Origin of the sequence: Pseudomonas fluorescens group sp., assembly GCF_020093335.1 — a bacterium.
Taxonomy (GTDB): domain Bacteria; phylum Pseudomonadota; class Gammaproteobacteria; order Pseudomonadales; family Pseudomonadaceae; genus Aquipseudomonas; species Aquipseudomonas petroselini.
Genome location: NZ_JAIOKW010000011.1, coordinates 1 through 25,897, shown reverse-complemented (window position 1 = coordinate 25,897; position 25,897 = coordinate 1). Strand labels below are relative to the sequence as shown.

28 protein-coding genes, 4 tRNA genes and 1 riboswitch are annotated in these 25,897 nt (G+C 61.9%); of the genes, 11 read left to right on the top strand and 21 right to left on the bottom strand.

Features of this window, described 5'->3' with window-relative positions:
- Positions 1–35: 35 nt before the first annotated feature.
- The 9 genes from K7431_RS14165 to uvrB all read right to left on the bottom strand — a co-directional run bounded on the left by K7431_RS14165 (position 36) and on the right by uvrB (position 6,430).
- Positions 36–470: an acyl-CoA thioesterase gene (locus K7431_RS14165; RefSeq protein WP_015884984.1), complete on the bottom strand. Its 435-nt coding sequence runs from the start codon at positions 468–470 to the stop codon at positions 36–38.
- Between the two features lie 40 nt (positions 471–510).
- A complete protein-coding gene (locus K7431_RS14160; protein ID WP_043206304.1) occupies positions 511–1,344 on the bottom strand; it encodes an alpha/beta hydrolase in 834 nt (277 codons plus the stop codon).
- Positions 1,345–1,358: 14 nt separating this feature from the next.
- Positions 1,359–1,898 carry a TetR/AcrR family transcriptional regulator gene (locus K7431_RS14155; protein WP_043205666.1) on the bottom strand — a complete coding sequence of 180 codons (540 nt, stop codon included), beginning with the start codon at positions 1,896–1,898 and terminating at the stop codon, positions 1,359–1,361.
- A 182-nt stretch (positions 1,899–2,080) separates the two neighbouring features.
- A tRNA-Glu gene (locus K7431_RS14150) sits at positions 2,081–2,156 on the bottom strand.
- A gap of 77 nt (positions 2,157–2,233) precedes the next feature.
- Positions 2,234–2,309: transfer RNA gene (locus K7431_RS14145), tRNA-Ala, on the bottom strand.
- A gap of 50 nt (positions 2,310–2,359) precedes the next feature.
- Positions 2,360–2,435: transfer RNA gene (locus K7431_RS14140), tRNA-Glu, on the bottom strand.
- A gap of 78 nt (positions 2,436–2,513) precedes the next feature.
- Positions 2,514–2,589: transfer RNA gene (locus tag K7431_RS14135), tRNA-Ala, on the bottom strand.
- A 147-nt stretch (positions 2,590–2,736) separates the two neighbouring features.
- On the bottom strand, positions 2,737–4,218 hold the full coding sequence (gene gltX / locus K7431_RS14130) for a glutamate--tRNA ligase (protein WP_015884987.1): 1,482 nt from the start codon (positions 4,216–4,218) through the stop codon (positions 2,737–2,739).
- A gap of 196 nt (positions 4,219–4,414) precedes the next feature.
- A complete protein-coding gene (gene uvrB / locus K7431_RS14125; RefSeq protein WP_010209048.1) occupies positions 4,415–6,430 on the bottom strand; it encodes an excinuclease ABC subunit UvrB in 2,016 nt (671 codons plus the stop codon).
- Between the two features lie 343 nt (positions 6,431–6,773).
- On the opposite strand from uvrB, the gene K7431_RS14120 reads away from it, so the two are divergent.
- Positions 6,774–7,970, top strand: coding sequence for an amino acid aminotransferase (locus K7431_RS14120; protein WP_015884988.1), 1,197 nt, complete (start codon positions 6,774–6,776; stop codon positions 7,968–7,970).
- Between the two features lie 306 nt (positions 7,971–8,276).
- The gene (locus K7431_RS14115; protein WP_017847720.1) at positions 8,277–8,486 is read left to right on the top strand and encodes a hypothetical protein; all 210 of its coding nucleotides are present in this window, start codon (positions 8,277–8,279) and stop codon (positions 8,484–8,486) included.
- A gap of 17 nt (positions 8,487–8,503) precedes the next feature.
- Here the strand turns inward: K7431_RS14115 and ptrR are convergent, their stop codons facing one another.
- Positions 8,504–9,376 (bottom strand): putrescine utilization regulator PtrR, encoded by an 873-nt coding sequence (gene ptrR / locus K7431_RS14110; RefSeq protein ID WP_043205670.1) that lies wholly within the window; start codon positions 9,374–9,376, stop codon positions 8,504–8,506.
- Between the two features lie 103 nt (positions 9,377–9,479).
- Here ptrR and K7431_RS14105 point away from each other — a divergent pair, with 103 nt between their 5' ends.
- Complete coding sequence (locus K7431_RS14105) at positions 9,480–10,871, top strand: aldehyde dehydrogenase family protein (RefSeq protein WP_015884990.1); 1,392 nt, start codon at positions 9,480–9,482, stop codon at positions 10,869–10,871.
- A gap of 102 nt (positions 10,872–10,973) precedes the next feature.
- Here the strand turns inward: K7431_RS14105 and K7431_RS14100 are convergent, their stop codons facing one another.
- The gene (locus K7431_RS14100) at positions 10,974–11,897 is read right to left on the bottom strand and encodes a LysR family transcriptional regulator (protein WP_015884991.1); all 924 of its coding nucleotides are present in this window, start codon (positions 11,895–11,897) and stop codon (positions 10,974–10,976) included.
- 112 nt (positions 11,898–12,009) lie between these two features.
- Here K7431_RS14100 and K7431_RS14095 point away from each other — a divergent pair, with 112 nt between their 5' ends.
- A complete protein-coding gene (locus tag K7431_RS14095) occupies positions 12,010–13,209 on the top strand; it encodes an MFS transporter (protein WP_015884992.1) in 1,200 nt (399 codons plus the stop codon).
- Between the two features lie 3 nt (positions 13,210–13,212).
- Here the strand turns inward: K7431_RS14095 and K7431_RS14090 are convergent, their stop codons facing one another.
- Together K7431_RS14090 and K7431_RS14085 are read right to left on the bottom strand one after the other, a co-directional pair.
- Entirely contained in the window at positions 13,213–13,518 is a 306-nt protein-coding gene (locus K7431_RS14090; RefSeq protein WP_015884993.1) for a protealysin inhibitor emfourin, read from the bottom strand.
- Positions 13,519–13,532: 14 nt separating this feature from the next.
- Positions 13,533–14,594 (bottom strand): M4 family metallopeptidase, encoded by a 1,062-nt coding sequence (locus K7431_RS14085; RefSeq protein ID WP_015884994.1) that lies wholly within the window; start codon positions 14,592–14,594, stop codon positions 13,533–13,535.
- Positions 14,595–14,722: 128 nt separating this feature from the next.
- Between K7431_RS14085 and K7431_RS14080 the strand changes: the two genes are divergently transcribed.
- Positions 14,723–15,652: a DNA/RNA non-specific endonuclease gene (locus tag K7431_RS14080; RefSeq protein WP_015884995.1), complete on the top strand. Its 930-nt coding sequence runs from the start codon at positions 14,723–14,725 to the stop codon at positions 15,650–15,652.
- 456 nt (positions 15,653–16,108) lie between these two features.
- Here K7431_RS14080 and K7431_RS14075 read toward each other — a convergent pair whose 3' ends face one another.
- Positions 16,109–16,552, bottom strand: coding sequence for a hypothetical protein (locus K7431_RS14075; RefSeq protein WP_015884996.1), 444 nt, complete (start codon positions 16,550–16,552; stop codon positions 16,109–16,111).
- Positions 16,553–16,655: 103 nt separating this feature from the next.
- Positions 16,656–16,850: riboswitch (cobalamin riboswitch) on the top strand.
- A gap of 116 nt (positions 16,851–16,966) precedes the next feature.
- Here K7431_RS14075 and K7431_RS14070 point away from each other — a divergent pair.
- Genes K7431_RS14070 through K7431_RS14060 form a run of 3 tightly spaced genes read left to right on the top strand, consistent with a single transcriptional unit; the run spans position 16,967 to position 19,739 of the window.
- Complete coding sequence (locus tag K7431_RS14070; protein ID WP_015884997.1) at positions 16,967–17,977, top strand: ABC transporter substrate-binding protein; 1,011 nt, start codon at positions 16,967–16,969, stop codon at positions 17,975–17,977.
- Complete coding sequence (locus K7431_RS14065; RefSeq protein ID WP_015884998.1) at positions 17,974–18,978, top strand: FecCD family ABC transporter permease; 1,005 nt, start codon at positions 17,974–17,976, stop codon at positions 18,976–18,978. Before K7431_RS14070 ends, K7431_RS14065 begins: the two co-directional genes overlap by 4 nt.
- Positions 18,975–19,739, top strand: a complete 765-nt coding sequence (locus tag K7431_RS14060) for an ABC transporter ATP-binding protein (RefSeq protein ID WP_015884999.1) — start codon at positions 18,975–18,977, stop codon at positions 19,737–19,739. The genes K7431_RS14065 and K7431_RS14060 overlap by 4 nt, the downstream gene beginning before the upstream one ends.
- A gap of 195 nt (positions 19,740–19,934) precedes the next feature.
- Here K7431_RS14060 and K7431_RS14055 read toward each other — a convergent pair whose 3' ends face one another.
- Together K7431_RS14055 and K7431_RS14050 are read right to left on the bottom strand one after the other, a co-directional pair.
- On the bottom strand, positions 19,935–20,432 hold the full coding sequence (locus K7431_RS14055; RefSeq protein ID WP_015885000.1) for a GNAT family N-acetyltransferase: 498 nt from the start codon (positions 20,430–20,432) through the stop codon (positions 19,935–19,937).
- Positions 20,429–20,653 (bottom strand): hypothetical protein, encoded by a 225-nt coding sequence (locus tag K7431_RS14050; protein ID WP_043205671.1) that lies wholly within the window; start codon positions 20,651–20,653, stop codon positions 20,429–20,431. The genes K7431_RS14055 and K7431_RS14050 overlap by 4 nt, the downstream gene beginning before the upstream one ends.
- Before the next feature lie 213 nt (positions 20,654–20,866).
- Here K7431_RS14050 and K7431_RS14045 point away from each other — a divergent pair, with 213 nt between their 5' ends.
- Positions 20,867–21,301, top strand: coding sequence for a DUF6678 family protein (locus K7431_RS14045; protein ID WP_043206305.1), 435 nt, complete (start codon positions 20,867–20,869; stop codon positions 21,299–21,301).
- Positions 21,302–21,489: 188 nt separating this feature from the next.
- Here K7431_RS14045 and K7431_RS14040 read toward each other — a convergent pair whose 3' ends face one another.
- The 5 genes from K7431_RS14040 to K7431_RS14020 all read right to left on the bottom strand — a co-directional run bounded on the left by K7431_RS14040 (position 21,490) and on the right by K7431_RS14020 (position 24,947).
- Positions 21,490–22,416 carry an alpha/beta hydrolase fold domain-containing protein gene (locus K7431_RS14040; RefSeq protein WP_043205672.1) on the bottom strand — a complete coding sequence of 309 codons (927 nt, stop codon included), beginning with the start codon at positions 22,414–22,416 and terminating at the stop codon, positions 21,490–21,492.
- Positions 22,416–22,856: a tryptophan-rich sensory protein TspO gene (gene tspO / locus K7431_RS14035; RefSeq protein WP_015885003.1), complete on the bottom strand. Its 441-nt coding sequence runs from the start codon at positions 22,854–22,856 to the stop codon at positions 22,416–22,418. The genes K7431_RS14040 and tspO overlap by 1 nt, the downstream gene beginning before the upstream one ends.
- Positions 22,857–22,921: 65 nt before the next feature.
- The gene (locus tag K7431_RS14030; RefSeq protein ID WP_043205673.1) at positions 22,922–23,482 is read right to left on the bottom strand and encodes a nucleotidyltransferase family protein; all 561 of its coding nucleotides are present in this window, start codon (positions 23,480–23,482) and stop codon (positions 22,922–22,924) included.
- A gap of 183 nt (positions 23,483–23,665) precedes the next feature.
- Complete coding sequence (locus K7431_RS14025) at positions 23,666–23,899, bottom strand: hypothetical protein (protein WP_015885005.1); 234 nt, start codon at positions 23,897–23,899, stop codon at positions 23,666–23,668.
- A 106-nt stretch (positions 23,900–24,005) separates the two neighbouring features.
- Positions 24,006–24,947: a hypothetical protein gene (locus K7431_RS14020; RefSeq protein WP_015885006.1), complete on the bottom strand. Its 942-nt coding sequence runs from the start codon at positions 24,945–24,947 to the stop codon at positions 24,006–24,008.
- Positions 24,948–25,075: 128 nt separating this feature from the next.
- Between K7431_RS14020 and K7431_RS14015 the strand changes: the two genes are divergently transcribed.
- Positions 25,076–25,507, top strand: coding sequence for a YeeE/YedE family protein (locus K7431_RS14015; protein WP_015885007.1), 432 nt, complete (start codon positions 25,076–25,078; stop codon positions 25,505–25,507).
- A 2-nt stretch (positions 25,508–25,509) separates the two neighbouring features.
- Positions 25,510–25,896, top strand: a complete 387-nt coding sequence (locus K7431_RS14010) for a YeeE/YedE family protein (RefSeq protein ID WP_224316744.1) — start codon at positions 25,510–25,512, stop codon at positions 25,894–25,896.
- The last annotated feature ends 1 nt before the right edge of the window (position 25,897 follow it).

The following is a 25,897-nucleotide window of genomic DNA, read 5'->3' as shown; positions in this document are numbered from 1 at the left end:
CGTGGCGCAGTTTACTGGGTTTCCCACAGCAACCGTTAACCCCCTGTCAGGGCCGGGCCGTAACCGTCGAGAAACTCGGCGGGCATGCGCTTGGGCTTGCCGCTGGACAGTTCGATGCAGACAAAGGTGGTGTGCGCGCGCAACAGCGTTACGCCGTCACGCGGCCGGACCAGCTGAAAACGCCGGGTCATCTTCAGGCGCTGGTCCCAGTCGACGATCCAAGTGGCCAGTTGCAATTCGTCGCCTTCATAACCTGCGGCCAGGTAGTCGATCTCGTGCCGCACCACGGCCATGGCACGGTCCAGGCGGCGATATTCGGTAAGGTCCAGCCCCAGGCGCTGGGAGTGGCGCCAGGCGCAGCGCTCCAGCCAGGACACGTACACCGCGTTATTGGCGTGCCCCAGGCCGTCGATGTCTTCAGGCGCAACCTGCAGATCGATGATAAACGGCGTTGCCAAATCCCAACCCATGCCTTGCTCCCAGTCGATTAATGTCGGCGGGGAGAGTGTATCAGGCGCTTTGCAGCGCCTGTAAACGACGGCCGGCCAACAACGCCAGCACAGCGTCGATCACACGCGGATCAGCCAGCACTTTTTGGTGACCGCCCTGCTCCAGGCGCAGCAAGCGGCTGTCGAACCAGGCTTCGTGGATGGCCTGAGACGCCTTGACCGGGACGAAGGTATCGTCTTCGGCATGCACGATCAGGCCGGGAATATTCATCTGGTAATGGGCCACGTCCAAGTGTTTGAGCGGCATCCCGAACGTCAACTCGACTTCCTGGATAAATGCCGAACGCGCCCGCGCCGGCAAACCGACCATCTGGGTAAAGCCGCGCAGCACGTCCAAAAAGCGCGACGGCGAGGCAATACTCACCAACGCCTCGGTGCGCAACCCCAACTGCACCGCGAGCATCGCACTGGCGCCCCCCATGGAATGGCCGATCACGGCGTGCAGCGGCGGCAACTCGGCGGCGGCTTCTAGCATGGCGCGGGCAAACAGCAGCACATGGGCTTCACGCCCTGGCGAACGGCCATGGGCAGGACCGTCCAGGGCAATCACCGAGTAACCATTGTCGACCAGCGCAGTGATCAGGCTGGCAAACTGCGTGGGCCGGCCTTCCCAACCGTGCATCAACAACACCGCAGGCCCTTGGCCCCAGCGCAGGGCGGACAACCCGAAACGCAAGGTGATGCGCTCCGATTGCGCCAGCAGCGGCAGTTCCCAGTCGCGCGGTGGCAGGTCGCGTGGCGTCATGAAGGCGCGACGCATCCGATTGGCCACGGTTTGGGGGGCCAGGCGCCCCAGCGTGCCGTTGAAGCGACGAATCCAGGTCAACGTGCCCATCATGCAGCCCTCTTCTAGCGCACGGCCGACTTGGCGGCGCGCAGCACACGGTCAGACAGTTCCCCCGGCCCCAAGGCGCGGGCCAAGGCCAGGCCACCGATCATCAGCGCCATGTCAGCCAGGGCTTTGTCGGTGTCTTCAGGGCCCGCGGCGAGTTGCGCCGCCATCAGCTCGCAGTGGTCGTTCAGCGCCTGGCGGAATTCATCCGGCAGTCGGCTCATCTCGCCGACGGTCGCGGGGATCGGGCAGGCCTGGGCGGTTGAGTCACGGTGCTTGCGCGACAGGTAAAATGCCGCCACCAGGCCTCTGCGCTCCTCGCCGGTGAGCTGTGAGTCCATGTCGTCAATCGATGCGCGACGCTTGGCCAGCAACTGGGTGAAGGCCTCCAGCATCAGCGCGTCCTTGCTTTCAAAATGCGCGTAGAAACCACCGACGGTCAGCCCCGCCGCGCCCATGACTTCACCCACACTCGGTTCGGCCGGGCCACGCTGGATCAACGCGGCGCTGGCGGCCTGCAAAATACGTTCGCGGGTTTGCGCTTTTTTATCGCTCATCATTGCCTCCGTCGTTCATGGGTTGAATATTATTACCATAATAATATTTGGCAAGCGACAGGCATGACCGTCGGTCAGAAGAGAAAGCAGGAAGGAAAGAAAGAATTGGCCAAACGCCAGACAAACAAAAGGGCCATTCAATAATTGAATGACCCTTAAAAATCCCGCAGAGCGGGTAATCGTGGCGTCCCCTAGGGGACTCGAACCCCTGTTACCGCCGTGAAAGGGCGGTGTCCTAGGCCACTAGACGAAGGGGACACAAACCTTCTGTACATTGATCAGGCTGAGACTGATCGATTCAAGGACGGTGTGGCCGGAACCTTGAACCTGTAAATTGGTGGAGCTAAACGGGATCGAACCGTTGACCTCTTGCATGCCATGCAAGCGCTCTCCCAGCTGAGCTATAGCCCCGGATTTTTCGTCTCGCGACGCAGCAGACCTTTCGAGCTGCTTGTTGAAACTGGCGTCCCCTAGGGGACTCGAACCCCTGTTACCGCCGTGAAAGGGCGGTGTCCTAGGCCACTAGACGAAGGGGACAAAACCTTCTGTACAGCTGATCAGCGCTGAGAACTGATCAATTCAAGGACGGTGTGGCCAGACCTTGAACCTACAAATTGGTGGAGCTAAACGGGATCGAACCGTTGACCTCTTGCATGCCATGCAAGCGCTCTCCCAGCTGAGCTATAGCCCCTCATCGGTGAGGACGGGGCGAATCTTAATGGCGGTTTGGAAGTGTGTCAAATTTATTTTCAACAATTTCCAAAATTTTTTGCCGGGATAACAATCACTTACCGGCGAAACCCCGGAAAACCGGGGTTTCGTCGTTTCAACCGCTTGCTCAGGCGATAGCGCCCAGCAGTTTTTCCCACTCTTTGTTTTCTTTCTTCGATACACCACCAAGCAAATCAAGGGCTTGGCGCAGACGGAAACGCGTCAGGTCCGGGCCGAGGATTTCCATTGCATCCAGCACCGACACCGAACTGGCCTGCCCGGTGATCGCGGCGAACATCAGCGGCATGGCGTCGCGCAGTTTCAATTCCAGGGATTCCACCACCGCCTGGATCGTCGCGGTGATCGCATCCTTCTCCCACTGGCGCAGGCTTTCCAGCTTCCACAGGATCAACTGCATCAACTGGCGAACCTGGTCGCCCGAGAGCTTCTTGGACTCGAACAGCTTGGGATCCGGATTAACGCCACCGGCAAAGAAGAAACTGGCCAAAGGCGCGACCTGGCTGAACGTCTCCACCCTGCCCTGCACCAGCGGCGCGATTTTCATCATGTACTCAGGGTTCAACGCCCACTGCTGCACGCGGCTGGCGAACTCTTCGACCGGCAAGTCACGCAGCCACTGGCCGTTGAGCCACGACAGTTTCTCGATGTCGAAGATCGGCCCGCCCAGCGACACGCGGGACAGGTCGAAGTTGTCGACCATTTCCTGCAGCGAGAACTTCTCGCGCTCGTCCGGCATCGACCAGCCCATGCGCCCCAGGTAGTTGAGCATCGCCTCAGGCATGAAGCCCATGCGCTCGTAGAAGGTCACCGAGGTCGGGTTCTTGCGCTTGGACAGCTTGCTCTTGTCCGGGTTACGCAGCAGCGGCATGTAGCACAGCTGCGGTTGTTCCCAGCCGAAGTATTCGTAGAGCAGGATCAGTTTCGGTGCCGATGGCAACCATTCTTCGCCGCGCAGTACGTGGGTGATGCCCATCAAGTGGTCGTCGACCACGTTGGCCAGGAAGTACGTCGGCAGGCCGTCGGTCTTCATCAGCACCTGCATGTCCATGCGGTCCCACGGGATCTCGACGTCACCGCGCAGCATGTCCGGCACCACGCACACGCCTTCGCTCGGCACTTTCATGCGGATCACGTGAGGTTCGCCAGCCGCCAGGCGCTGGGCCACTTCTTCCTTCGACAGCAGCAGCGCGCGGCCGTCGTAGCGCGGGGTTTCGCCACGGGCCTGTTGCTCGGCGCGCATCTGGTCCAGTTCTTCGGCGGTGCAGAAGCACGGGAACGCGTGGCCCATGTCGACCAGTTGCTGGGTGTACTGCTTGTAGATGTCGCTGCGCTCGCTCTGGCGATACGGGCCGTGCGGGCCGCCAACGTCCGGGCCTTCCGCCCAGGTAATGCCCAGCCAGCGCAAGGCATCGAAAATCTGCTGTTCCGACTCACGGGTGGAGCGCAGTTGATCGGTGTCTTCGATCCGCAGGATGAATTCACCGCCGTGCTGCTTGGCAAAGCAGTAGTTGAACAAGGCGATGTAAGCAGTGCCGACGTGGGGATCCCCAGTAGGCGATGGCGCAATGCGCGTGCGGACGGTGGTCATGGCTGGTCTCGAATGGGCGATAAAACTGAAAATTGAAACAAGGGGCGGATGGTAACAGCCTGGGTGATTTCTGGAAAACCGAGGCGAGGCCATCGGGGGCAAGCCCCCTCCCACATTTGACCGAGGTCCAACATGGAAATGCGGTCCAGTGTGGGAGGGGGCTTGCCCCCGATGAGGCCGGTAAAACCACCGTAAATCAGACGGCAAGCAAGCGCTCACGCAACTTGCCAATCTCATCCCGCGTCTGCGCCGCCGCCTCAAACTCCAGATCCCGCGCCAACTGGTACATCTTCTCTTCCAGCTGTCGAATCCGCTTGGTGATCTCACTCGGCGAGCGCAGTTCGTTTTCGTACTTGGCGCTTTCCTCGGCAGCCTTCGCCATGCCCTTGCGCTTCTTGCTGCGCGAGCCGGGCACGGTGGCGCCTTCCATGATGTCGGCGACGTCCTTGAACACGCCTTTCGGGGTGATGCCATTTTCCAGGTTGAAGGCAATCTGCTTGTCGCGACGGCGTTGGGTCTCGCCAATCGCGCGTTCCATAGACCCGGTGATGCGGTCCGCATAAAGAATCGCCCGCCCGTTGAGGTTCCGCGCGGCGCGGCCGATGGTCTGGATCAACGAGCGCTCGGAGCGCAGGAAGCCTTCTTTGTCGGCATCAAGGATCGCCACCAGCGACACTTCCGGCATGTCCAGGCCTTCGCGCAGCAGGTTGATCCCCACCAGCACATCGAAGGTGCCCAGGCGCAGGTCGCGGATGATTTCCACCCGTTCCACAGTGTCGATGTCCGAGTGCAGGTAGCGTACGCGCACGCCGTGGTCGGCCAGGTAGTCGGTCAAGTCTTCGGACATGCGCTTGGTCAGCGTGGTGACCAGCACCCGCTCTTCGAGGGCCACGCGCTTGGTGATTTCCGAGAGCAAGTCATCCACCTGGGTCAACGCCGGGCGGATTTCGATTTCTGGGTCGACCAGCCCGGTCGGACGCACCAGTTGCTCGATCACGCGGCCCGCATGCTCGGCCTCGTAGTTGCCCGGCGTGGCCGACACAAAAATGGTTTGCGGGCTGATGGCTTCCCACTCATCAAAGCGCATCGGCCGGTTATCCAGCGCCGACGGCAGGCGGAAACCGTATTCCACCAGGGTTTCTTTACGCGAGCGGTCGCCCTTATACATCGCGCCGACCTGCGGCACGCTGACGTGGGACTCGTCGATCACCAGCAGCGCGTCGGGCGGCAGGTAATCGTAGAGGGTCGGCGGCGGCGCGCCGGATTCACGGCCCGACAGGTAGCGCGAGTAGTTTTCGATACCGTTGCAGTACCCCAGCTCCAGGATCATCTCCAGGTCAAAGCGGGTGCGCTGCTCCAGGCGCTGGGCTTCCACCAGCTTGTTGTTGGAGCGCAGGTATTCCAGGCGCTCGGCCAACTCGACCTTGATGCCCTCGATGGCGCCCATGAGGGTTTCACGCGGGGTCACGTAGTGGCTTTTCGGATAGAAGGTGAAGCGCGGCAGCTTGCGGATCACTTCGCCGGTCAACGGGTCGAAGGCCGACAGGCTCTCGACTTCATCGTCAAACAGTTCGATGCGGATCGCTTCCAGGTCGGATTCGGCCGGGTAGATGTCGATCACGTCACCACGCACCCGGAAGGTGGCGCGGGCAAAGTCCATGTCGTTGCGGGTGTATTGCAAGCTGGTCAGCCGACGCAGCAGCTCGCGCTGGTCGAGCTTGTCGCCGCGATCAACGTGCAGCACCATCTTCAAATAGGTTTCCGGGCTGCCCAGGCCGTAGATGCACGACACCGTGGTGACGATGATCGCGTCCTTGCGCTCCAGCAGCGCCTTGGTCGCCGACAGCCGCATCTGCTCGATGTGGTCGTTGATCGACGCATCCTTCTCGATAAAGGTATCGGAAGACGGCACGTAGGCTTCGGGCTGGTAGTAGTCGTAATAGGAAACGAAATACTCCACCGCGTTGTTCGGGAAGAACGCCTTGAACTCGCCGTAGAGCTGCGCGGCCAGGGTTTTGTTCGGCGCCAGCACCAAGGTGGGGCGGTTGATCTGCGCGATCACGTTGGCGATGCTGAAGGTCTTGCCCGAACCGGTCACCCCGAGCAGCGTCTGGTGGGCCAGGCCGGCCTCGATGCCTTCGACCATCTGGCGAATGGCTTCCGGCTGATCGCCAGCGGGTTCAAAGCGGGTGACGAGTTGGAAATCCGACATAACGTACCTCGTGTAGTCACCCCAGACTGTAAACCCGTCGAGGACGAAATAGACCACCACCCGCGAAGATTCAGCGCGGATCGTAGGAAAAAACCATGATAGCCATAGAAGTGGTGGCGAATGTGGCGGGTTTCAAGGCAATCGTCCTGACTGCCGTCTACGATCAATGTTGCAATAAGACTAACGGTCGGCAAATAAACCGAAAAACTTGGCCGAAAAGCCGTTTCGGTGGTCGCCCTCGGCAGTGAGGGCCTCTATACTAGCTCCCCGTTTGTGCACCGCTCTAGTGCATTCGGCTGGAGCGCGACACGTCCCTCCATTCCCCCATAGAGCTGCCGCAAAAATGAGCCTGTTCTCCGCTGTCGAAATGGCACCACGCGATCCTATCCTGGGCCTCAACGAAGCATTCAACGCCGACACACGAACCACCAAGGTCAACCTTGGCGTGGGCGTTTACTGCGACGAGGAGGGGAAGATTCCACTCTTGCGTGCCGTTGCCGAAGCGGAAGCCATTCGCGTGGCGCAACACGCCGCCCGTGGCTACTTGCCGATCGACGGCATCGCGGCCTACGACAAGGCTGTGCAAACCCTGCTGTTCGGCGCTGAGTCGCCCCTGCTCGAAGCCAACCGCGTCGTCACCGTACAAGCGGTCGGCGGCACCGGCGCGCTGAAAATCGGCGCCGACTTCCTCAAGCAGCTGCTGCCCAACGCCGTCGTCGCCATCAGCGACCCGAGCTGGGAAAACCACCGCGCGCTGTTCGAAACGGCCGGTTTCCCGGTGCAGAACTACCGCTACTACGACGCCGCCACCCACGACGTGAACCGTGCCGGCCTGCTCGATGACCTCAATGCCCTGCCGCCACAGTCCATCGTGGTGCTGCACGCCTGCTGCCACAACCCGACCGGCGTCGACCTGAGCCCGGCCGACTGGCAGAACGTGCTGGACGTGGTCAAGGCCAAGAACCTGGTGCCGTTCCTCGACATGGCCTACCAGGGCTTTGGCGATGGCATCCACGAAGACGCCGCCGCGGTGCGCCTGTTCGCTGAGTCGGGCCTGACCTTCTTTGTGTCCAGCTCGTTCTCCAAGTCGTTCTCCCTGTACGGCGAGCGCGTTGGCGCACTGTCGATCGTCAGTGAATCCAAGGAAGAAAGCGCGCGCATCCTGTCCCAGGTCAAGCGTGTGATCCGCACCAACTACTCCAACCCGCCGACCCACGGCGCGGCCATCGTGGCAGCGGTACTGAACAACCCTGAGCTGCGCGCCCAGTGGGAAGCCGAGCTGGCTGAAATGCGCCTGCGCATCCGTGGCATGCGCGAGCAGATGGTCGCCGAACTGGCCAAGGCTGCTCCGGGCCACGACTTCAGCTTCGTCGGCCGCCAACGTGGGATGTTCTCCTACTCCGGCCTGACCGTTGAGCAAGTCACCCGCTTGCGCAGCGAGTTTGGCATCTACGCACTGGATACCGGGCGTATCTGTGTGGCGGCGTTGAACCAGTCGAACATTGGTGCGGTGACCAAGGCGATTGTTCAGGTGTTGTAAGCCTGAAACTGGTGTGATGAAAGGGAAGCCATTCACGGCTTCCCTTTTTTATGGGCGAATGCCGAACCTGTGGTGAGCGAGCTTGCTCGCGCTGGGCTGCGCAGCAGCCCCATCCCCGGCCACCTGGAACTTCCTGAGAGAACGCGGTGCCTGAACAAGGGGCCGCTGCGCGCCCCAGCGCGAGCAAGCTCGCTCACCACAGGTTCAGCGCTCGCCACGGGAATTGCATCGTTTGCAAAAAATTCACTGGGCGCAGCACTCAGCCCCTAAACTGACCGTCGATTGCCCCTTTGTTGTGAGATCCCTATGAGAAACGACGACCTGGACCTGCGTGCCGACCGCGACGAGCTGGACCACTTCACCCCACGCGCGCCGCAAGCCAAGCGCCAGAAGAGCCTGGTGCTGCAAGTGGCACTGGGTGTGTTCCTCGGTGGACTGGCGCTGTGGCTGGTGCAATTGGGCGCGACGGCGATCATGGCGAAATTGGCCATGGGCACCCTGCAATTCGGCGGCTGATACCTCCCACATTAGATCTAGGAGGCAACCAGGTCGCGTTCCTCCAACAGCTTTACGAAGCTGTTCAAACTCTGCGATACCGTGCCCCGGCGCCAGATCAGCCAGGTATGCAGCGTGCGAAAACTGTCCGTCAGCGGCCACAGGCTCACCGTGGTAAACCCCGGCATGCTTTCCAGCATGCTGCGCGGCATCAGCGCCAATCCGGCGCCGGCGCTGACGCAGGCGAGCATGCCGTGATAGGACTCAATCTCGAAAATCTTGCCGGGCACCGCGCCGTCCTGTGAGAACCAGCGCTCGAAGTGGTGCCGATAGGAACAGTTGGAGCGGAAGGTGTAGATGTTCTCACCATTCACGTCCTGGCCCCGGGTGATGGGCGCGTGATGCAGCGGCGCGATCACCACCATCTCCTCCTCAAACACTGCCACGCCTTCCAAGGTGGAATGCAGCACCGGCCCGTCGACAAATGCCGCCGTCAGCCGCCCCGACAGCACGCCCTCGATCATCGTGCCCGAGGGCCCGGTGCTCAGGTCCAACTCAACCTTGGTGTGCTTCTGGTTATACGCCGCCAGCAACGCCGGGATACGCACGGCCGCGGTGCTCTCCAGCGAACCGAGGGCAAACGCGCCCTGGGGCTCCTCCCCCGCCACCGTCGCGCGGGCTTCCTGCACCAGGTCGAGGATGCGCCGCGTATAGCCGAGGAAATTCCACCCGGCCGGTGACAGGCGCAGGCGACTTTTCTCGCGGATAAACAATTCCACACCCAGGTCCTGCTCCAGTTGCTTGATGCGCGTGGTCAGGTTCGATGGCACGCGATGAATCAACTGCGCGGCGGCGCTGATGCTGCCTTGCTCGGCAACGGCCTTGAAGATTTCCAGCTGCACCAGATCCAAGTCATTCTCCAATCGTGAACGTATTGCTTAATATTATTCAGTTTCCAGAAAAAATGCATCCCCGTAGGCTTACCCCATTCCACTCATTCAGCCGGACGGTGCCATGAACGCTATTTCTCATCAGACTCACGCCCTGTCGATCAACCCCGCCACTGGCGAAACAGTCGGCAGCTACCCCTACGAAAGCGCGTTGCAACTGGACGCCGCCCTCGACCGCGCCACCGAAGCCTTCCGCACCTGGCGCCGCCAGCCGGTGAGCCAGCGCGCCGAAAGGCTGCTGGCCCTGGCCGGCGCCTTGCGCGAGCAAGCCGAAGACATGGCGCAGATGATCACCCTGGAGATGGGCAAACCCATCGCCCAGGCCCGTGCCGAAATCGAGAAGTGCGCGCTGCTCAGCGAATGGTACGCCGCCCATGGCCCGGCCATGCTCGCTCCAGAACCGACCCTGGTGGACAACGGCAGCGCCCAGATCGAGTACCGCCCGCTGGGCCCAATCCTCGCCGTGATGCCGTGGAACTTCCCGGTGTGGCAAGTGCTGCGTGGCGCCGTGCCGACCATGCTCGCCGGCAACACCTACGTGCTCAAACACGCCCCGAACGTGATGGGCAGCGCCTACCTGATCAAGCAGGCCTTCCAAAAAGCGGGCTTTGCGGAAGGCCTGTTCGAAGTGATCAACGTGGCCAACGACGGCGTGTCCGCAGCCATCGCCGACCCACGTATCGCCGCCGTCACCCTCACCGGCAGCGTGCGTGCCGGGATCGCCATCGGTTCACAAGCCGGTGCTGCGCTGAAAAAATGCGTGCTGGAGCTGGGCGGCTCCGACCCCTTCATCGTGCTCAACGACGCCGACCTCGACGCCGCTGTGCAAGCCGCACTGATCGGCCGCTTCCAGAACAGCGGCCAGGTCTGCGCCGCCGCCAAGCGCCTGATCATCGAGGAGGGTGTGGTAGAAGCCTTCACCGCCAAATTCCTCGACGCCAGCCGTGCCTTGGTCATGGGCGACCCGACATCAGCGGCCACCTACATCGGCCCGATGGCCCGTTTCGATTTGCGTGACGAGCTGCACGGCCAAGTCCAGGCCACGCTGGAAGAAGGGGCGACCCTGCTGCTGGGCGGCCACAAAGTGCCCGGCGCCGGCAATTACTACGCACCGACCGTACTGGCCAACGTCACCGACCAGATGACCTCGTTCAAACAGGAACTGTTCGGTCCCGTCGCCTCGATCATCACCGCCCGCGACGCCGACCACGCCGTGGCCCTGGCGAATGACAGCGAGTTCGGCCTCACCGCCAGCATCTTCACCACCGACGCGGCGAAGGCACGGGACATCGCCAGCCAACTGGAAACCGGCGGTGTTTTCGTCAACGCCTTCAGCGTCTCCGACCCTCGGGTAGCGTTTGGGGGGATCAAGAAGAGCGGCTTCGGGCGTGAGTTGTCGCACTTCGGCGTGCGGGAATTCTGCAACGCGCAGACAGTGTGGCTGGATCGCAAGTAAGCGAAACCTCACCGCCTGTCGCAACGGCACCGCTCAACTGTGGGAGGGGCAAGCCCTAATGCCCTTAGCTGACTGGCATTAGGGCTTGACCCCTCCCCCCAGTTAAATCACCTGAAGCTGTTGCTTCCCCAGCCCGGCCACCAATGCCTCCAGTACCACGCGTACCTTGGGCAGCGCCTGGCGGCTTTTGACCCAGCCCAACGTGATTGCCGCCCCTTGGGTGGCCAGGTGGGGCAACACCTCGACCAGCGTCCCTTCCTGCAGCGGTTGCTGGACCATCCACGAGGGCAATTGCACGATGCCGCAACCGGCCAAGGCGGCCATCAACAGCCCGTCTCCATTGCCAACCACCAGTTGCGGGGTGATCTGCCGGCGTCGGGGAGCGCCCTGTTCATCCGCGAAATTCCATGGGCTGGTGCGCCCGTCCACCCAGCCGTAGGCGATGCACTGATGGTGCTCAAGGTCGTGTTCCGACAGCGGGGTGCCGTGCCGCGACAAGTAGACCGGCGAGGCATACAAGCTATGCCATTCATGGGCGAGCACACGCTGCCCGACGGTTTCCGGCCAGGCATTCGTGCCGCCGATACGCACCACAATGTCCACGCCTTCCTCGAACGGCTCGATGAACCCGTCGCCAAACGTGAAGTGCGCCAAAAGCAGCGGATGCGCCTGCAAAAAAGGCAGTAACACCGGCAGTACCTGCGCGCGCCCCAATGCGCTGGGCAGGTCGATGCGCACACGACCGCGGGCCTCGGTATTTTCCACGTGCAGTAAAAGCTCGGCCTCTTCCAAGTCGGCCAGTACGCCCGTGCACGTCCGGTAAAACGCCACACCGGCATCGGTGAGGGACAAGCGCCGCGTGGTGCGCTGGAACAGCCGAACACCCAAGCGTTTTTCCAGCCGCGCGATGCTTTTACTGATGGCCGAGGCGGTCAGGTTCATTTTCTCGGCAGCGGCGGTAAAGCTGCCGTGGTCCGAGACACACACAAACACATCGATACCTTTCAAGCGTTCGGAAGAAAACATGCACATCCTGTATTGGTGAATTCAGTTCAGGCAACTTTGTAAAAAGCATCCTAAATCAGAAATCAGCTCAACAGTAAGCTATGACCGGATAAACCCTGGCACTGAGGCTCGGATGCTGACCACGCTGAAAAACTACCCCCTGGCCGTCAACCTGCTACTGGGCGCGTCCCTGGTGCTGACGCTCGCCAGGGCGATCACCCTGCCCTATCTGGTGATCTACCTGTCGAGCCAGTTCCAGTTGGGCGTCGCCGACATCGGCCTGGTGATCGGCAGCTCGCTGATCATCGGCTCCTTGTTAAGCCTGTATGGCGGCTTTCTGGTGGACAGCCTGCCCGGTCACCGCCTGATCCTCGGCTGTTGCGCGGTATTCACCAGCGGGTTTCTGGGGGCGTTTATCGCTCAGGATCTGTGGGTGTTCTACGTCTGCCTGGTCGCGATCAACCTGGCCTACGCCGTCATCGATATCGCGGTCAAATCCGGGTTTGGCCGGCTGCTTCCCGCCGAGGCGCGCAGCGAAGCGTTTTCGATCAAATACACCCTGACCAATATCGGCTATGCCGTCGGCCCGTTCCTCGGTGCTGGGCTAGCCGCACTGGCCATCAGCCTGCCCTTTTTGGCCTCGGCCGGGCTTGGGGCCGGGTTCTTCATGGTTTATTGCGTGTGGGGCGACAGGCACTGGGCGCCACCCCACGCCAGCCTGCCCGCCGCGCCCTTCCTGGCGGTGGGCAAATTACTGCTGAGGGACTACCGCCTGGTGTGCTTTACCTTGGGCGGCATCCTCAGCGCCGTGGTGTTTGGCCAGTTCACGGCTTACCTCTCGCAATACCTGGTCGTCACCACCACGCCCGAGGCGGCCTACCGGATTATCAGCAACGTGGTGGCCACCAACGCGCTGATGGTGATCAGCCTGCAATACACGATTGGCAAGCGGATCACCCATCAACACCTGCACCTGTGGCTCGCCGGAGGGCTGGGGATGTTCATCGTCGGGTTGGCGGGGTTTGGCTTGTCCACCTCGCTGACGTTCTGGGTGGTGTCCATGGCGATCTTCACGCTGGGCGAAATCATCGTGTTCCCCGCCGAATACATGTTCATCGACATCATCGCGCCCGATCATCTGCGCGGCATGTACTACGGCGCGCAAAACCTCGGCAACGTCGGCGCGGCACTGGGGCCGGTACTGTGCGGGATGGTGCTGGTGTCACAGCCGGCCCATTGCATGTTCTACCTGCTGGCGCTGTTTGTGATCGCGGGCGGGTTGCTCTACTGCCTGGGCGCGTCTCTCGCGGACAAGGTGCACGCCCCGACCTGAACCTCAATCACGGATATGCCGCCGCACGCACTGCACCAGGCCGTCCAGCGCCTGCGACTTCACCGGCGCTAGCACACAGACGGTGTGCTCGCGCTGGCCTTCTGTCACGGTCAGCGTGTAATGCACCTGGCCCGGATTACCGGGGGTCGGTGCGTTGCTTTGCGGCAGCTGGAAGAAGTCGGCGGCCTCGATAAGCTGCCGCAACTCCTGCTGGTCCTGCTCGGGCAGTGTGGCCAGTTCCACCGTACGCGGCTTGGCCAGGCCCGGAAAATACCCGGCCCCGCCGTTTTCCTTGATCGAAATGTGCATGGTTGTTCCTCACGTCAGACAGAAATGCCGACCGCCTTCCAACCGTCCTTGACCGCCTTCTGTTCATCCTTGTTCGCGCCGTAGAGTCGACCGGCAACATCGTAGGTAATGCGCGCAAAACGCAGGAACCCCGAATTGGGCCGCAACCGCGCATCGCGCAGCGCGTCATACCAGATGCGCCCAGCGCGTTCCCAGGCAAACCCGCCGAGTTTTGTCGCGACCTGGTAGAACGCATGGTTGGGAATGCCGGAATTGATATGCACCCCGCCATTGTCCTCGTAGGTCTGCACAAAATCATCCATGTGCCCCGGCTGAGGGTCCTTGCCCAACAGTTTGTCGTCAAACGCCGTGCCGGGGGCTTTCATCGAGCGCAGGGCGGTGCCTTTGATCTTTTTGGTGAACAGCCCTTTGCCGATCAGCCAATCGGCGTCCTCTGCGGTTTGCTTCAGCGCGTATTGCTTGATCAACGAACCGAACACGTCCGACAGCGACTCGTTCAACGCGCCGGATTGGTTGAAATACATCAGCTTGGCCTCGTCCTCGGTCACGCCATGGGCCAACTCATGGCCAATCACATCGAGCGCCACCGTGAAACGGTTGAACAGTTGCTCATCGCCATCACCAAACACCATCTGGGTCGAGTTCCAGAACGCATTGTTGTAGTTCTGGCCAAAGTGAACGGTAGCGTCCAAGGCCATGCCGGCATCGTCGATGGAGTTACGGTCGAACACCTGATCGAAAAAATCGAAGGTGGCGCCCAGGCCATCATAGGCCTCGTCCACCGCGGCATCACCACTGGCGGGCTGGCCTTCGCCACGCACCAGCTTGCCGGGCAGGCTATCGGTGCCTTCGGCGCTGTAGATCGAACGCCGTTTGTCGGCGCCCATGACCAAGGCCATGCGGGCCGGGCCCTTGGCGGGCACCGCGACCATGCGCAGCGAGCGGAACGTGCTGTCCTTGGCGCGGGTGCGCAATGCGACATCCCGTTGCGCCTTATCGCCATTACGTGCGATCTGGTCGAGCATGTACGGCGGAATCAGGCAGAAAATCGGGTGACGGGGGTGGCGAACACACATGGTCAGGCTCCATTGAGTATGTGACAACGTCCAGGCAACCGATTCAGGATAGCCCCGAGACGTTAACGCGTGTCATCAATTGTCATTAACCTATGTTGCAGTCGTGTTTATCCAAGGAGGACTTACCGATGCCTGCCCGTAAAGCCAAAATCGTTCTTTCCCACCGTCCACGGCTCGCCGACCTGCGCCCGTTGATTGCGCCCAGCCCCACCCTCTTGGAGGCCAGGGCGGCGACACCCCACGTCACACCGGCCAAAGACTTGAAGGACCGGCGCGGCTACACAGAGGATTTTCTCGGCAATTTCGTGGTGCCCTGGCCCACGGTTGAAGAGGCCTTGGCGGGGGATGCACAGAAGGAGCGCCTGGACTACACGCACTTCTCGATAACGATGTCCCGCTCAAAACGGCTCGCGCTGTATGTAGGCGTCAACATCGACGGCGGGCAGCATGTGGACATCGTGCGCAGCAACGACACCTGGGCCTATGACGGCCGCCTGCCCATCGACGCGCAGGTGGGCGAAGCGCTCTACGCCAGAAATGGCCTGGATCGCGGCCACCTGGTACGCCGCCAAGACCCCAACTGGGGCGACGACGCTAAAACCGCCAACCTCGACACCTTCCACTTCACCAACTGCTCGCCGCAAATGAGCGGGTTCAACCAGAAGACTTGGCTGGAACTCGAAGACTACATCCTCGACAACACCCAGCGCTGGAAAGCCCGCGCCACGGTGTTTACCGGCCCGGTATTCGCCGATGACGACCGCGTCTACCGGGGCGTGAAAATCCCCAAGGCGTTCTGGAAAGTGGTCGCCTACCTCAGCGACGACGGCAAGCCTTCCGCCAGCGCCTACATGATCGACCAGAGCCGCGAACTGGGCCAACTCGACCTGGTGTTCGGCCAACTCCGGACCTACCAGCGCAGCGTCATCCAGATCGAACGCCTGACCGGCATCCGCTTCGCCAACCTGGCCGACTACGACGGTTTCAGCAACGAAGAACGCGCCACCGGCACGCGGATTGAAGCACTGATACAAGGTCCAGAAGACATTCGTCTCTAAGCTTCACATATTGATCTGCGTTAACAAACCAACGCCAACCACGATGCGAAGCGATCCGCTCTTGATCTTGATCGTGCTTTTGATCTTAGGCGCCCCGTCAAACACGCTGGCCGAACGCAGGCTTGAATGCGTGGGTAACCCGGCAGGACGCCGGGTTAGCCGCCCCGCGCCATGGATGGCGCGTGGCGGCGGCCCACGGATTCAAGCCGGAGTGAGGGCACACCGAGCCTAAGCGAGGTGCCGAGTGTTGGGGCGAAGCGTTTTTGGTTACTTTTGGCGCTCTTCCAAAAGTGACCCGCCGTAAGGGCGGAACCCACAGCGGCCGTTACCGCAGCAACGGATATGTACCCGGTCTGATCCAACATCCAGGCCATCTGTCAGGCCGCCAACGGGAGCAAGCTCCCTCGCCACAGGTCCAGCACCGTACCCAGAGTTATCAGGCCAACGGGCAAACCCTCATTGCGCATTGATGTAATGAAACTGCGCCTGCGTTTTCTCGACCGCCGCACGCACCGTGTCCTTCTGCGCCTCAGTGCCCGAGTAGTAAATCTGCATCCCCTTCAAATCCTGCCCTTCGACTGCTTTGCCGATCACCGCAACATCAACCGGCGTGCCGGCACCGATAATCAAAAAGAACACATCGCCCAAGCGTTTAGCATCGAGCAACTCTCCCCTAAGGCGAGCGGCGTTTTGCTCACCCGCCATGGAAATCGCCAGGGTATCGCCGAACATCCCGCTTTTGGGGATGCTCATCGTGTGCAAACGGAGTTTGTCCGACCCGGCCGGCATCGACGCGACATACGCGGTGGCGGCCTCGTCAAGAATCTGCTTTTCAGATTTACCCTGGGTGGCACAACCGGCGAGCGTGGCGACGAGGGCGAACGCGAGAAATAATTTCACTGTGTATTCCTTGTGATAAAGCGATCCATTGGCTGCGCATCATAGGAGCCCCACCGCCAAAGAGCCACCGTTGGCGTCACGGCCTCCCGTTCAACCTCGCGATCGACTACCATACCGCGCCGGTTCCCAAACGGGACTAATAGGGAATCCGAACCGCGGTACCCCCGCGTCAATCGGAACTGCCCCCGCAACTGTAGGTGCTGAGCCTGCTCCTCGATGCCACTGGACCTTGTCCGGGAAGGCCGGAGCGTGGCGACGACGCATCAGTCAGGAGACCTGCCGGCTCAAGCTCAATCACTAACCGGCGGGGTGTCCGGGAAGGACATTCTTGCCTGTCTCTACCACAGCGCTCGAGGGTGTATTTCCGAACCGTACCTCCCCAGTTGCACGTACGGTTCACTCGGAGATCGTCCCATGCTGCCACGCGTTACCGCCCTGCTCACCGGCATTGGCTTCTGTGCCCTGGCCCACGCCGCGCCCACCCACTACCCGCTCACCGTGGAAAACTGCGGCAGTAGCCTCACCTTCCAGCAGGCGCCGGCGCGCAGCGTGACCATCGGCCAAGCCGCTACCGAGATGCTCTACGCCTTGGGCGTGGGCGATAAAGTGGTCGGCACTTCGCTGTGGTTCAACAGCGTGTTACCGCAGTACAAGGCACAGAACGACCGCATCGAGCGCCTGGCCAACAACGAGCCGAGCTTCGAAGCCGTGATCGCCAAACGCCCGCAATTGGTGGCCGCCGAGCTGGAATGGGTGGTCGGGCCGCAGGGCGTGGTCGGCACCCGCGAGCAATTCCATGAACTGAAGATCCCCACCTACCTGCTGCCCTCCGACTGCGAAGGCAAGGACAACCTGGTGGGCGCCGACGGCACGCGGCTGGAGCCGTTCCGTATCGAGACCATTTATAAAAGCATCAGCCAATTGGCGCAGATCTTCGACGTACAGGATCGCGGCCAGCAATTGAACGACGAACTCAAGGCGCGCCTGGCCAAATCCGTCGCCACCGTGCAGAGCAAAGGCCTCAAGCACGCCAGCGCGTTGGTGTGGTTCTCCAGCTCGGAGATGGCCAGCGACCCGTACGTGGCCGGCCACAAAGGCATTCCCGAGTTCATGCTGCAAACCCTCGGCCTGTCCAACGTGGTGCAGTCCGATGAAGAGTGGCCCGCCGTCGGCTGGGAAACGATTGCCAAGGCCAACCCGACCTTCCTGGTGATCGCCCGCATGGACCGTCGCCGCTACCCCGCCGACGACCATGAAAAGAAACTCGCCTTCCTGCGCAGCGACCCGGTGACCCGCAACATGGACGCGGTGAAAAACAACCGCATTATCATCCTCGACGCCCTGGCGTTGCAGGCCAGCATCCGCATGTTCGACGGCCTTGAACAACTGGCCACGGCCATCGACGGCTACGACCTACCAAAATGATGCGCACCCTATTCGCCCTGGCATTGCTGCTGATCGCCGTACTCGCCGGCGTGGCCATCGGCGAAACCGCCATTTCGCCGCAGGTCGTGCTCCAGGTGCTCGCCAACAAACTGTGGGCGGCCGGCTACGTGCTCGACCCCATCGATGAAGGCGTGGTGTGGAACTACCGCCTCACCCGCGCGCTGGTCGCTGCCGCCTGCGGTGCGGGGTTGGCGACGTGCGGGGTGATCCTGCAATCACTGTTGCGCAACCCGCTGGCCGATCCGTACCTGCTGGGCATCAGCGCCGGCGCATCGACCGGCGCGGTATTGGTGGCGTTGATGGGCGTGGGCGGCGGGTTGATTTCGTTATCGGCCGGCGCGTTTGTCGGTGCGATGGCGGCGTTTGCGCTGGTGATCCTGTTGGCCCGCGCCAGCGGTTCGGCCAGCGGCACCGGCCAGATCATCCTGGCGGGCATTGCCGGTTCGCAGTTGTTCAATGCGCTCACCGCGTTCCTGATCACCAAATCGGCCAGTTCCGAACAGGCACGCGGCATCCTGTTTTGGCTACTGGGCAACCTCAGCGGCGTGCGCTGGCCGTCGGTGTGGCTGGCGGTGCCGGTGGCGGTCGTGGGTTTGGCCGTGTGCCTGTGGCACCGTCGAGCGCTGGATGCGTTTACCTTTGGCAGCGACTCGGCAGCATCCCTCGGCATTCCGGTGCGCCGGGTGCAGTTTGTGCTGGTGGGCTGCGCGGCCCTGGTGACGGCAGTGATGGTGTCGATTGTCGGCTCCATCGGCTTTGTCGGGCTGGTGATTCCGCATGCCGTGCGCCTGCTGCTCGGCACCGGGCATTCGCGCCTGCTGCCGGCGAGCGCCTTGGGTGGCGCACTGTTTTTGATTGCGGCGGACGTGCTGTCACGCACGCTGATCAAGGGCCAGGTGATTCCCGTTGGCGTGGTCACGGCGCTGGTGGGCGCGCCGGTGTTTGCGCTGATCCTGATCGGCCGGAGGAACGCGCGATGACGGTTCTGAGCTGCACCGGGCTGGGTTTCAAGGTGCGCGAGGCCGAGCTGCTGCGCGACATTCATCTGGACGTACACCTGGGCGAAACCCTCGGCATCGTCGGCCCGAACGGCTCGGGCAAATCGACCTTGCTCAAACTGCTGGCCGGCCTGCGTACACCCGCGTCCGGCGAAGTGTTGCTGGGCGGCCGGCGCCTGGGCAGCCTGTCCCGCCGCGCCATCGCGCAGCAACTGGCGGTGGTGGAACAACAGGCCGACACCGACGACGCCATCCGCGTGTTCGACGCCGTGGCGCTGGGCCGTACGCCGTGGTTGTCGGCGTTGAGCCCGTGGTCCTTGGATGACGACGCCATCGTGAACCAGGCCTTGCACGACGTCGACGCCACCCACCTGAGCCAGCGCGCCTGGCGCAGCCTCTCGGGCGGTGAACGTCAACGCGTGCACATCGCCCGTGCATTGGCGCAACGGCCGCAGATCCTGTTATTGGATGAGCCGACCAATCACCTGGATATCCAGCATCAACTGGGGATTTTGGAGGGCGTGCAACGGTTGCCTGTCACCACCTTGATTGCCCTGCATGACCTGAACCAGGCGCTGACCTGTGACCGCTTGGCGGTGCTGGACCACGGGCGGTTGGTGGCGCTGGGCAACCCCCTGGACGTGCTGACGCCACAGCGGTTGCAGGAGACGTTTGGGGTGCAGGCGCACTACCTGACAGACCCGTTTGATGGGGCGCAAATCCTGCGGCTACGCCCAATCTAAAGCCGGAGTAAAGCGTTACTGTAGTGAGCGGGCTTGCCCCGCGCTGGGCTGCGCAGCAGCCCCAATAAGGCCGCTGCATTCCTCCAGGTTGAACCGGGGCGTATGGCTTCAGGGGCTGCTTCGCAGCCCAGCGCGGGGCAAGCCCGCTCACTACAACAAGCCCCCCCAGAGCAATAAGCCCCCCGGAGCATTGATCTATAAAGCCCTGTGCATATGCGTCGTCCGCCACACCGGGTCTGCTTCCACATCCACGACCTCAAACCCCTGCCGAACCCAAAATTCAATTGCCCCCGGCAAAAACGGATGGGTATGCAAGTACATCACCTCCACCCGATCGGCTATCGCCATCGCTTCCAACGCACGGTACAACTGCCCCGCCAAGCCAAAACGGCGAAACGCTGGTGCTACAAACAAGCGCACCACTTCCACCGTCTTGCGGCCTTGGTAATTCAACTGCGCAAAACGCCCGTCATAGGGCAGATAACCCATGGCGGCAACGATTTGGCCCTCATCGCGCGCGATAAGAAAACGCCCATCGCCCTGCAGATAAACCGCCTCGAACCGCGCCAGGTCCGCCGGCATCCCTGTAGCGCTGAGCGTGGGAAACAGCTCGGCACGGGCGTGCAGCACGAACCTCAGCACCTCGGGGATATCCGCCGCCGTGACCGCCTGAATAATGGGACTTGTGCTCATGCAACCTCTATCTGCGTAATCCCTACCACCTGCGCCTGCTCCAGAATTTGCTCCGGCAGCGCATCCGCAGGCGGCAGGATCAAGCCATTTTCCGCATCGCCAAAATGCAACTGCAGCAGGTGCAACGCCGCCTCGTGTACCCGCAACTCAGGCTGGTTGAGTTCGAATGCATGGGTGCGGGGTTCGCCGTTGAACAGATAGTTGATGGTGTATTCGCGCATGGGGGTCCTTGTTATGTGAGAGAGGCAACTGATCAGCCGGATCAGATCACCAAGTTTCAAGCTCCCAACCCGCTCTTGGCAAAGATAGCCAGGTTACTCGTTCAGACAATTCCCGGAGGCAAAAAAAGTAAAACCCAATATCCTGGACCACCATTAAGCTGCTGGAAGTCACGCAAACGTATCAGTCAAATGAGTGAGTCGAGAGTGATAAATATGAATGAACTACCGGGCCCCGGCGCCCGACAGAATGATAAAAACCGCAAGACCATCCAGACCACCGTAGCGGCAAGAAACCTGGCAGGCGCGGCAAACAACACCAAGTGGAACGAACTGATTACACACATGCGCCAGCGCTCGGAGTGGGTACCTTCGTATCGCTCAAAATGCATCACAGGCCATATCTCGGGATGGGATGTGGAATGGTTTTACCACCTGCCGTTCCCTTTTGCGTATGTCGAATGGCTCGACATCGGCGTGTGGCAAGAGGCGCCTTCGTTGGGCGTATTATTGCCACGAACGTATATTGACCATACCGACGAAATCTCTCAGATTGTCTCGCAGATAGGCTTCGAATTTGAAGTGAAAGCCGATGTGCTGAGAATATGGGGCTACCTTCCAAAATCCTACGATGACTTTCCGCCGGTATAACGCACAGCGGCGGATTCTGCGGCGACGCCGCTTCAGCCACCCTCACTGTAGTGAGCGGGCTTGCCCCGCGCTGGGTGGCAAAGCCGCCCCAACCCCCTGCGCCTCGGTGCTTCCGGGATACCGTTGCGCCCCTCGCGCAGGGCAAGCCCGCTCACCACAAGTTAGAGTCGGCATGGCCGCTTGAATGATCATCCCGCCGTCATCCCCAGTCGGGCACTGATCCACTGGCGGCTATAAGCAAGCACGCTCCCCCCCATCGCCACCGGAAAATGAATAAACCCATGCGCCGCCTCCGGCAACAGGTGCGCCTCAGCCCCCGGCCACCGCTCAGCGATCAACAGCGTGTCGTCTTTCAACGGGTCCAACTCACCCACAAACATCAACGCCGGCGGCAAGCCGCCGAAATCGCCATACAACGGTGACAACGGCGGCTGGCGACGTTCCTCATCGCTCAACCCCGGCGTCAGCCTGCGCAGTGCCTCGACCATGCCCGGCCCGTCCAGCAACAACGTGTGCTTCCCCGCCGTGCGCACGCTCGGGGTACCGGTCAGGTCGTAGACGCCGTAATACAGCACCGCTGCGCTCACCCGCTTGAGCACGTCCGGCCATTGCTTTAACGCCAGCAACGTCGCCGCCGCCAAATGCCCACCGGCCGATTCGCCGACGACGATCACCGGCAGGTCGGCAAATTCATCGGTGGTCAGCAACCAGCGGGCGGCCGCCAGGCAGTCGTCCATAAGGCCCTCGACCGGCGTGTCGACTGCCAGCCGATAGTCCACCGACACCACCGTCACGTCGCAGGCGTTGACCATGCCGAGGTTGAGGTCGTCGTCCATCTGCGCATTGCCGATCACCCAGCCGCCGCCGTGGATGTCCAGCACCACGCCCTTGGGCTTGCCGCTCGGCCGCAGGATGCGCACCGGGACTGAACCCACGAGTCGGGTCTCAACCACCGGCGCCCGCTTGATCTTTTGACTGGCGCGCAACAACGCCTGGATCAGGCGCGGCGTAACGCGATTGCGGATTTTAAAACGTGGCATCCACGCGAGTTTCTGGTTGAAACGGCGCATCTCGGCCCGTTCAGGCTCACTGGCGGGCCAGGGTGTGTAGGCCATCACCGGTTATTCCGCAGGATCGAGAAATTCAGCGCTGCCGCCACACACAGCCACGCCAGGTAAGGGAACAGGATCAAGCCGGTGATCAGGTCCAGGCGCACCGCCAGCACCACCATCGCCGCCACGGTCACCCACAGCACCGCGATAATCACCATCCCCGCCATTAAGCGATGAGCGCCGAAGAACACCGGCGTCCACAGCGTATTCAACGCAATCTGCGCCGCCCACAGGGCCAACACCATTTGGCTACCTGGGATAAGGCTCAGGCGATAACCGGCCCACGCCAGCAATAGGTAGATGATCGTCCACGCCACCGGGAACAGCCAATTGGGCGGGGTGAAGCTGGGTTTGACCAGGGATTCGTACCAGGCGCCGGGTTTGAAGATGACGCCGGTACTGGCAGCGGCGGCGCAGGCGAGCAGGAAGATGAAGAAGGTCATGGTCGGTCCTTGGCTGGGCATTTCAAGCTTGGACGCGCAGGACACGGGTAAAAGTTCACTGCAATTCAGGGCATCACGATGTTCAGCCAAGGCCATCGCGCCTGATAACTGTGGGCCTTCTGCACGAACAACTCCCGCTCCGGATGCAGCGGGTTAATGCGCAGCACACCCTGCTCCACATCCTCCAAACCATACGGCGCATACACCTCACCCGTCGCAATCTCCAAGCCGATGCACGTACCCGCCACCAGGTAACGATCAATCCCCTGCTTGGCCGTGTGCAGCTGCGGATACGGCCGACCAAACCGCTGGCCATACCACAGATGAACCCGCGCCTGGTTTTTCACTTCAACATTCACGCCCAGGTCCTTGAACAGCACCTCGGCCGCACGGATCACCGCATCCTCAGCCTCGTAGGACAGGTCCGTATCGAAGTAGAAAACGTCGTAGTCCTTGACGCCCTGGTCAGCAGGCAGGTTCGACTGATGATTCCACACCGCCTGGAACAGGCAGCCCGCCGTGAGAAAGCACTGGTCCACGCCAAGGTCGGGCAGGCGCGCGGTAATCTCGGCATTGATGGGGTTGGCCATGGCCAGGTTGAGCAAAGCGTCGACGGTCAATGTCATGCGCATTCCTTCTTGAACTACCCGCAGCTCCCCTTGTGGCGAGGGAGCTTGCTCCCGTTGGGGCGCGAAGCGGCCCTCATCGGCGTCCGTGTTTTGCCTGATAACCCGCGTCAGCCGGTTTTGGGGTTGCTGCGCAGCCCACCGGGAGCAAGCGCCCTCGCCACCAGGAGGACCGACCGATGATCAAGCCTTCAACTCACCCGCACGGTGAGTCGCCGCGTCATCGTAAACCACATACAACGACTCGGCGACCTGGCTTTTGATGGCCTTGGTCGACTCAAGGCCCAGCACAAAACCCTCGGCTTTACCGCCGGCACGGTTGAGTTCTTCAGGGGTGGCGGCGCCGGTGATGGCGTCGAAAAGCTTGGTGGCGTGGGAGCCTACGCCTTTGGGCAGGCTGATCTGGTCGATGGACATGGGCGATACCTTAAAAGAGAGAGATCGGTAGCGCGTGGAACCACTGCCGGGGGTGGCATGGTAGACCGGCTGGAACAGAAAGGGGCGGCTTTTGATTAACCTGCGCTCAGGGCGCCGACTTGAACCGGCCTTGAAACGCGATGCGCAGGCATGCCCAGGCGATATAGCCCACGATCACCACCTCGACCACGCCGATGAGCAGGTTGAATGAAAAGGTGACGGGTTGCTCCGCCCAATAAAAGGTCGTTGCACGGGATCGAAAACCACTGACCCGCAGTCGCCCCGTGAACAGCGCGGGCACCAGTGCGAAGAGCTGCGACAGCTCCAACACCGCCAAAAACGCACCCAGCAGGCCCAGCAGACCGCGTGCGGGCAGGCCGACAGCCTCGGGCGACTCCGCTGAAGACGCAGGCTCTTTTGCTTTTTGCGCGCGGGCGACCTTGGCCGGGGATGGCGCAGGCCTATAAGGCGGCTTGCGCGGCGCCGACGCATCGATCACCTCGGTCGGCACCGCCAGGTTCAGGTAGCCGGCCACTTCCGCCAGCCACCGCTCGGTGCGCGGGCTGCCCGGCACCACCGGAACGTTGTCGGTGGTCAGGCGGTGCTCGCTGCCGTCACGCATCACCAACCACAGCTGGGTGTAAATCGGCTCGGCCTGTGGGCGGCGGCGCAGTTCGAGGACGTGTGGGTGATCGAGTCGAAACGCCTGACTCACCCGCTCGCGGCGCCCAAAGGCATTGCGGGTCAGGCGTTGCCCCTGCCCGTCGTGTCGCGACAAGCGCAAGGTCTCGCGAATGCCGGTGTACACCATCAGGAACAGCCCCATGGCCGGCATCAACAGCAACGCGAGCACGATCAGCAGCGAGGACAGCGGGTGCAGGCCCACCAGCGGCAAATAGCCCTCGATGATCCCGCACACCACGAACACCACCGGCACGCTCAAGGCCAGCCCGCCTACCCACCACACAACAGCACTCTGCACACGGTTGTGCGAGTGGATGAGCAAATCATCCTGCTCCGTTCGCTCGAACCGATGGCCAATCCACATGCCGCTCTCCTGATGTGCGTGCGTGGCCCCGGATGATACGTGAGCGCGCCCATTTGTTTCATGATCCTCCCCACAAAACCGTGATATCGATAAGCTTGATCCCCCACCCGCCGCGCAGGCCCCGCACCATGACCCTCTCTCCCGACTTCACCCCCTGGACCTCCCTGCTCGGCGGCGCACTGATCGGCCTCAGCGCCGGCCTGTTCATCCTGCTCAACGGCCGCATCGCCGGCATCAGCGGCCTGCTCGGCAGCCTGCTGGCCAAACATGGCGAAGGGCGCGCTGAAAAAGGCCTGTTCCTGCTCGGCCTGCTCGCCTCGCCCTGGCTCTGGTCACTGTTCGGCACCCTGCCCAGCGTGTCGGTCCAGGCCGGTGGCGCTGCGTTGGTGCTGGCGGGGCTGCTGGTCGGCATCGGCACACGCTACGGCGCCGGGTGTACCAGCGGGCATGGGATCTGCGGGCTGTCGCGCTTGTCGTTGCGCTCGCTGGTGGCAGTGAGTTGCTTCATGGGCAGCGGGTTTGCCGCTGTCTACGTGACTCGCCACCTGATAGGAGCCTGAGCATGCGCAAACTGACCGCATTAATCGCCGGCCTGATCTTCGGCCTGGGGCTGTACCTCAGCGGCATGACCAACCCGGCAAAGGTGCTGGGGTTTCTCGACCTGGCCGGTGAATGGGACCCTTCCCTGGCGCTCGTCATGCTCGGTGCGCTCGTGGTCAGCAGCGTGTTCTTCTACTTCGCCAGGCTCCGACGCACCTCGTTACTGGGCGCGCCGATGCAGATGCCGACCCACCGCACATTCGACCGGCGGCTGGTGCTCGGCAGCGTGGTGTTCGGGGTTGGCTGGGGGATCGCCGGGTTGTGTCCGGGCCCTGCGGTGGCATTGTTGCTGACGGGGCAATGGCAGGTGGGGGTGCTGTCTCTTATTAACACCACCGAGCCCACGTGAC

What these genes read in the sequence shown, in the direction of transcription:
- K7431_RS14050 (WP_043205671.1), bottom strand. Translation starts at nt 20,653, where the DNA reads ATGCGCGAATACACCATCAACTATCTGTTCAACGGCGAACCCCGCACC.
- K7431_RS14080 (WP_015884995.1), top strand. Translation starts at nt 14,723, where the DNA reads ATGCCTGCCCGTAAAGCCAAAATCGTTCTTTCCCACCGTCCACGGCTC.
- K7431_RS14015 (WP_015885007.1), top strand. Translation starts at nt 25,076, where the DNA reads ATGACCCTCTCTCCCGACTTCACCCCCTGGACCTCCCTGCTCGGCGGC.
- K7431_RS14155 (WP_043205666.1), bottom strand. Translation starts at nt 1,898, where the DNA reads ATGAGCGATAAAAAAGCGCAAACCCGCGAACGTATTTTGCAGGCCGCC.
- K7431_RS14085 (WP_015884994.1), bottom strand. Translation starts at nt 14,594, where the DNA reads ATGTGTGTTCGCCACCCCCGTCACCCGATTTTCTGCCTGATTCCGCCG.
- K7431_RS14020 (WP_015885006.1), bottom strand. Translation starts at nt 24,947, where the DNA reads ATGTGGATTGGCCATCGGTTCGAGCGAACGGAGCAGGATGATTTGCTC.
- K7431_RS14055 (WP_015885000.1), bottom strand. Translation starts at nt 20,432, where the DNA reads ATGAGCACAAGTCCCATTATTCAGGCGGTCACGGCGGCGGATATCCCC.
- K7431_RS14095 (WP_015884992.1), top strand. Translation starts at nt 12,010, where the DNA reads ATGCTGACCACGCTGAAAAACTACCCCCTGGCCGTCAACCTGCTACTG.
- K7431_RS14165 (WP_015884984.1), bottom strand. Translation starts at nt 470, where the DNA reads ATGGGTTGGGATTTGGCAACGCCGTTTATCATCGATCTGCAGGTTGCG.
- K7431_RS14030 (WP_043205673.1), bottom strand. Translation starts at nt 23,482, where the DNA reads ATGACATTGACCGTCGACGCTTTGCTCAACCTGGCCATGGCCAACCCC.
- K7431_RS14065 (WP_015884998.1), top strand. Translation starts at nt 17,974, where the DNA reads ATGATGCGCACCCTATTCGCCCTGGCATTGCTGCTGATCGCCGTACTC.
- K7431_RS14090 (WP_015884993.1), bottom strand. Translation starts at nt 13,518, where the DNA reads ATGCACATTTCGATCAAGGAAAACGGCGGGGCCGGGTATTTTCCGGGC.
- K7431_RS14040 (WP_043205672.1), bottom strand. Translation starts at nt 22,416, where the DNA reads ATGGCCTACACACCCTGGCCCGCCAGTGAGCCTGAACGGGCCGAGATG.
- K7431_RS14120 (WP_015884988.1), top strand. Translation starts at nt 6,774, where the DNA reads ATGAGCCTGTTCTCCGCTGTCGAAATGGCACCACGCGATCCTATCCTG.
- K7431_RS14160 (WP_043206304.1), bottom strand. Translation starts at nt 1,344, where the DNA reads ATGGGCACGTTGACCTGGATTCGTCGCTTCAACGGCACGCTGGGGCGC.
- K7431_RS14010 (WP_224316744.1), top strand. Translation starts at nt 25,510, where the DNA reads ATGCGCAAACTGACCGCATTAATCGCCGGCCTGATCTTCGGCCTGGGG.
- K7431_RS14045 (WP_043206305.1), top strand. Translation starts at nt 20,867, where the DNA reads ATGAATGAACTACCGGGCCCCGGCGCCCGACAGAATGATAAAAACCGC.
- gltX (WP_015884987.1), bottom strand. Translation starts at nt 4,218, where the DNA reads ATGACCACCGTCCGCACGCGCATTGCGCCATCGCCTACTGGGGATCCC.
- K7431_RS14105 (WP_015884990.1), top strand. Translation starts at nt 9,480, where the DNA reads ATGAACGCTATTTCTCATCAGACTCACGCCCTGTCGATCAACCCCGCC.
- K7431_RS14115 (WP_017847720.1), top strand. Translation starts at nt 8,277, where the DNA reads ATGAGAAACGACGACCTGGACCTGCGTGCCGACCGCGACGAGCTGGAC.
- tspO (WP_015885003.1), bottom strand. Translation starts at nt 22,856, where the DNA reads ATGACCTTCTTCATCTTCCTGCTCGCCTGCGCCGCCGCTGCCAGTACC.
- K7431_RS14100 (WP_015884991.1), bottom strand. Translation starts at nt 11,897, where the DNA reads ATGTTTTCTTCCGAACGCTTGAAAGGTATCGATGTGTTTGTGTGTGTC.
- uvrB (WP_010209048.1), bottom strand. Translation starts at nt 6,430, where the DNA reads ATGTCGGATTTCCAACTCGTCACCCGCTTTGAACCCGCTGGCGATCAG.
- K7431_RS14025 (WP_015885005.1), bottom strand. Translation starts at nt 23,899, where the DNA reads ATGTCCATCGACCAGATCAGCCTGCCCAAAGGCGTAGGCTCCCACGCC.
- K7431_RS14060 (WP_015884999.1), top strand. Translation starts at nt 18,975, where the DNA reads ATGACGGTTCTGAGCTGCACCGGGCTGGGTTTCAAGGTGCGCGAGGCC.
- K7431_RS14070 (WP_015884997.1), top strand. Translation starts at nt 16,967, where the DNA reads ATGCTGCCACGCGTTACCGCCCTGCTCACCGGCATTGGCTTCTGTGCC.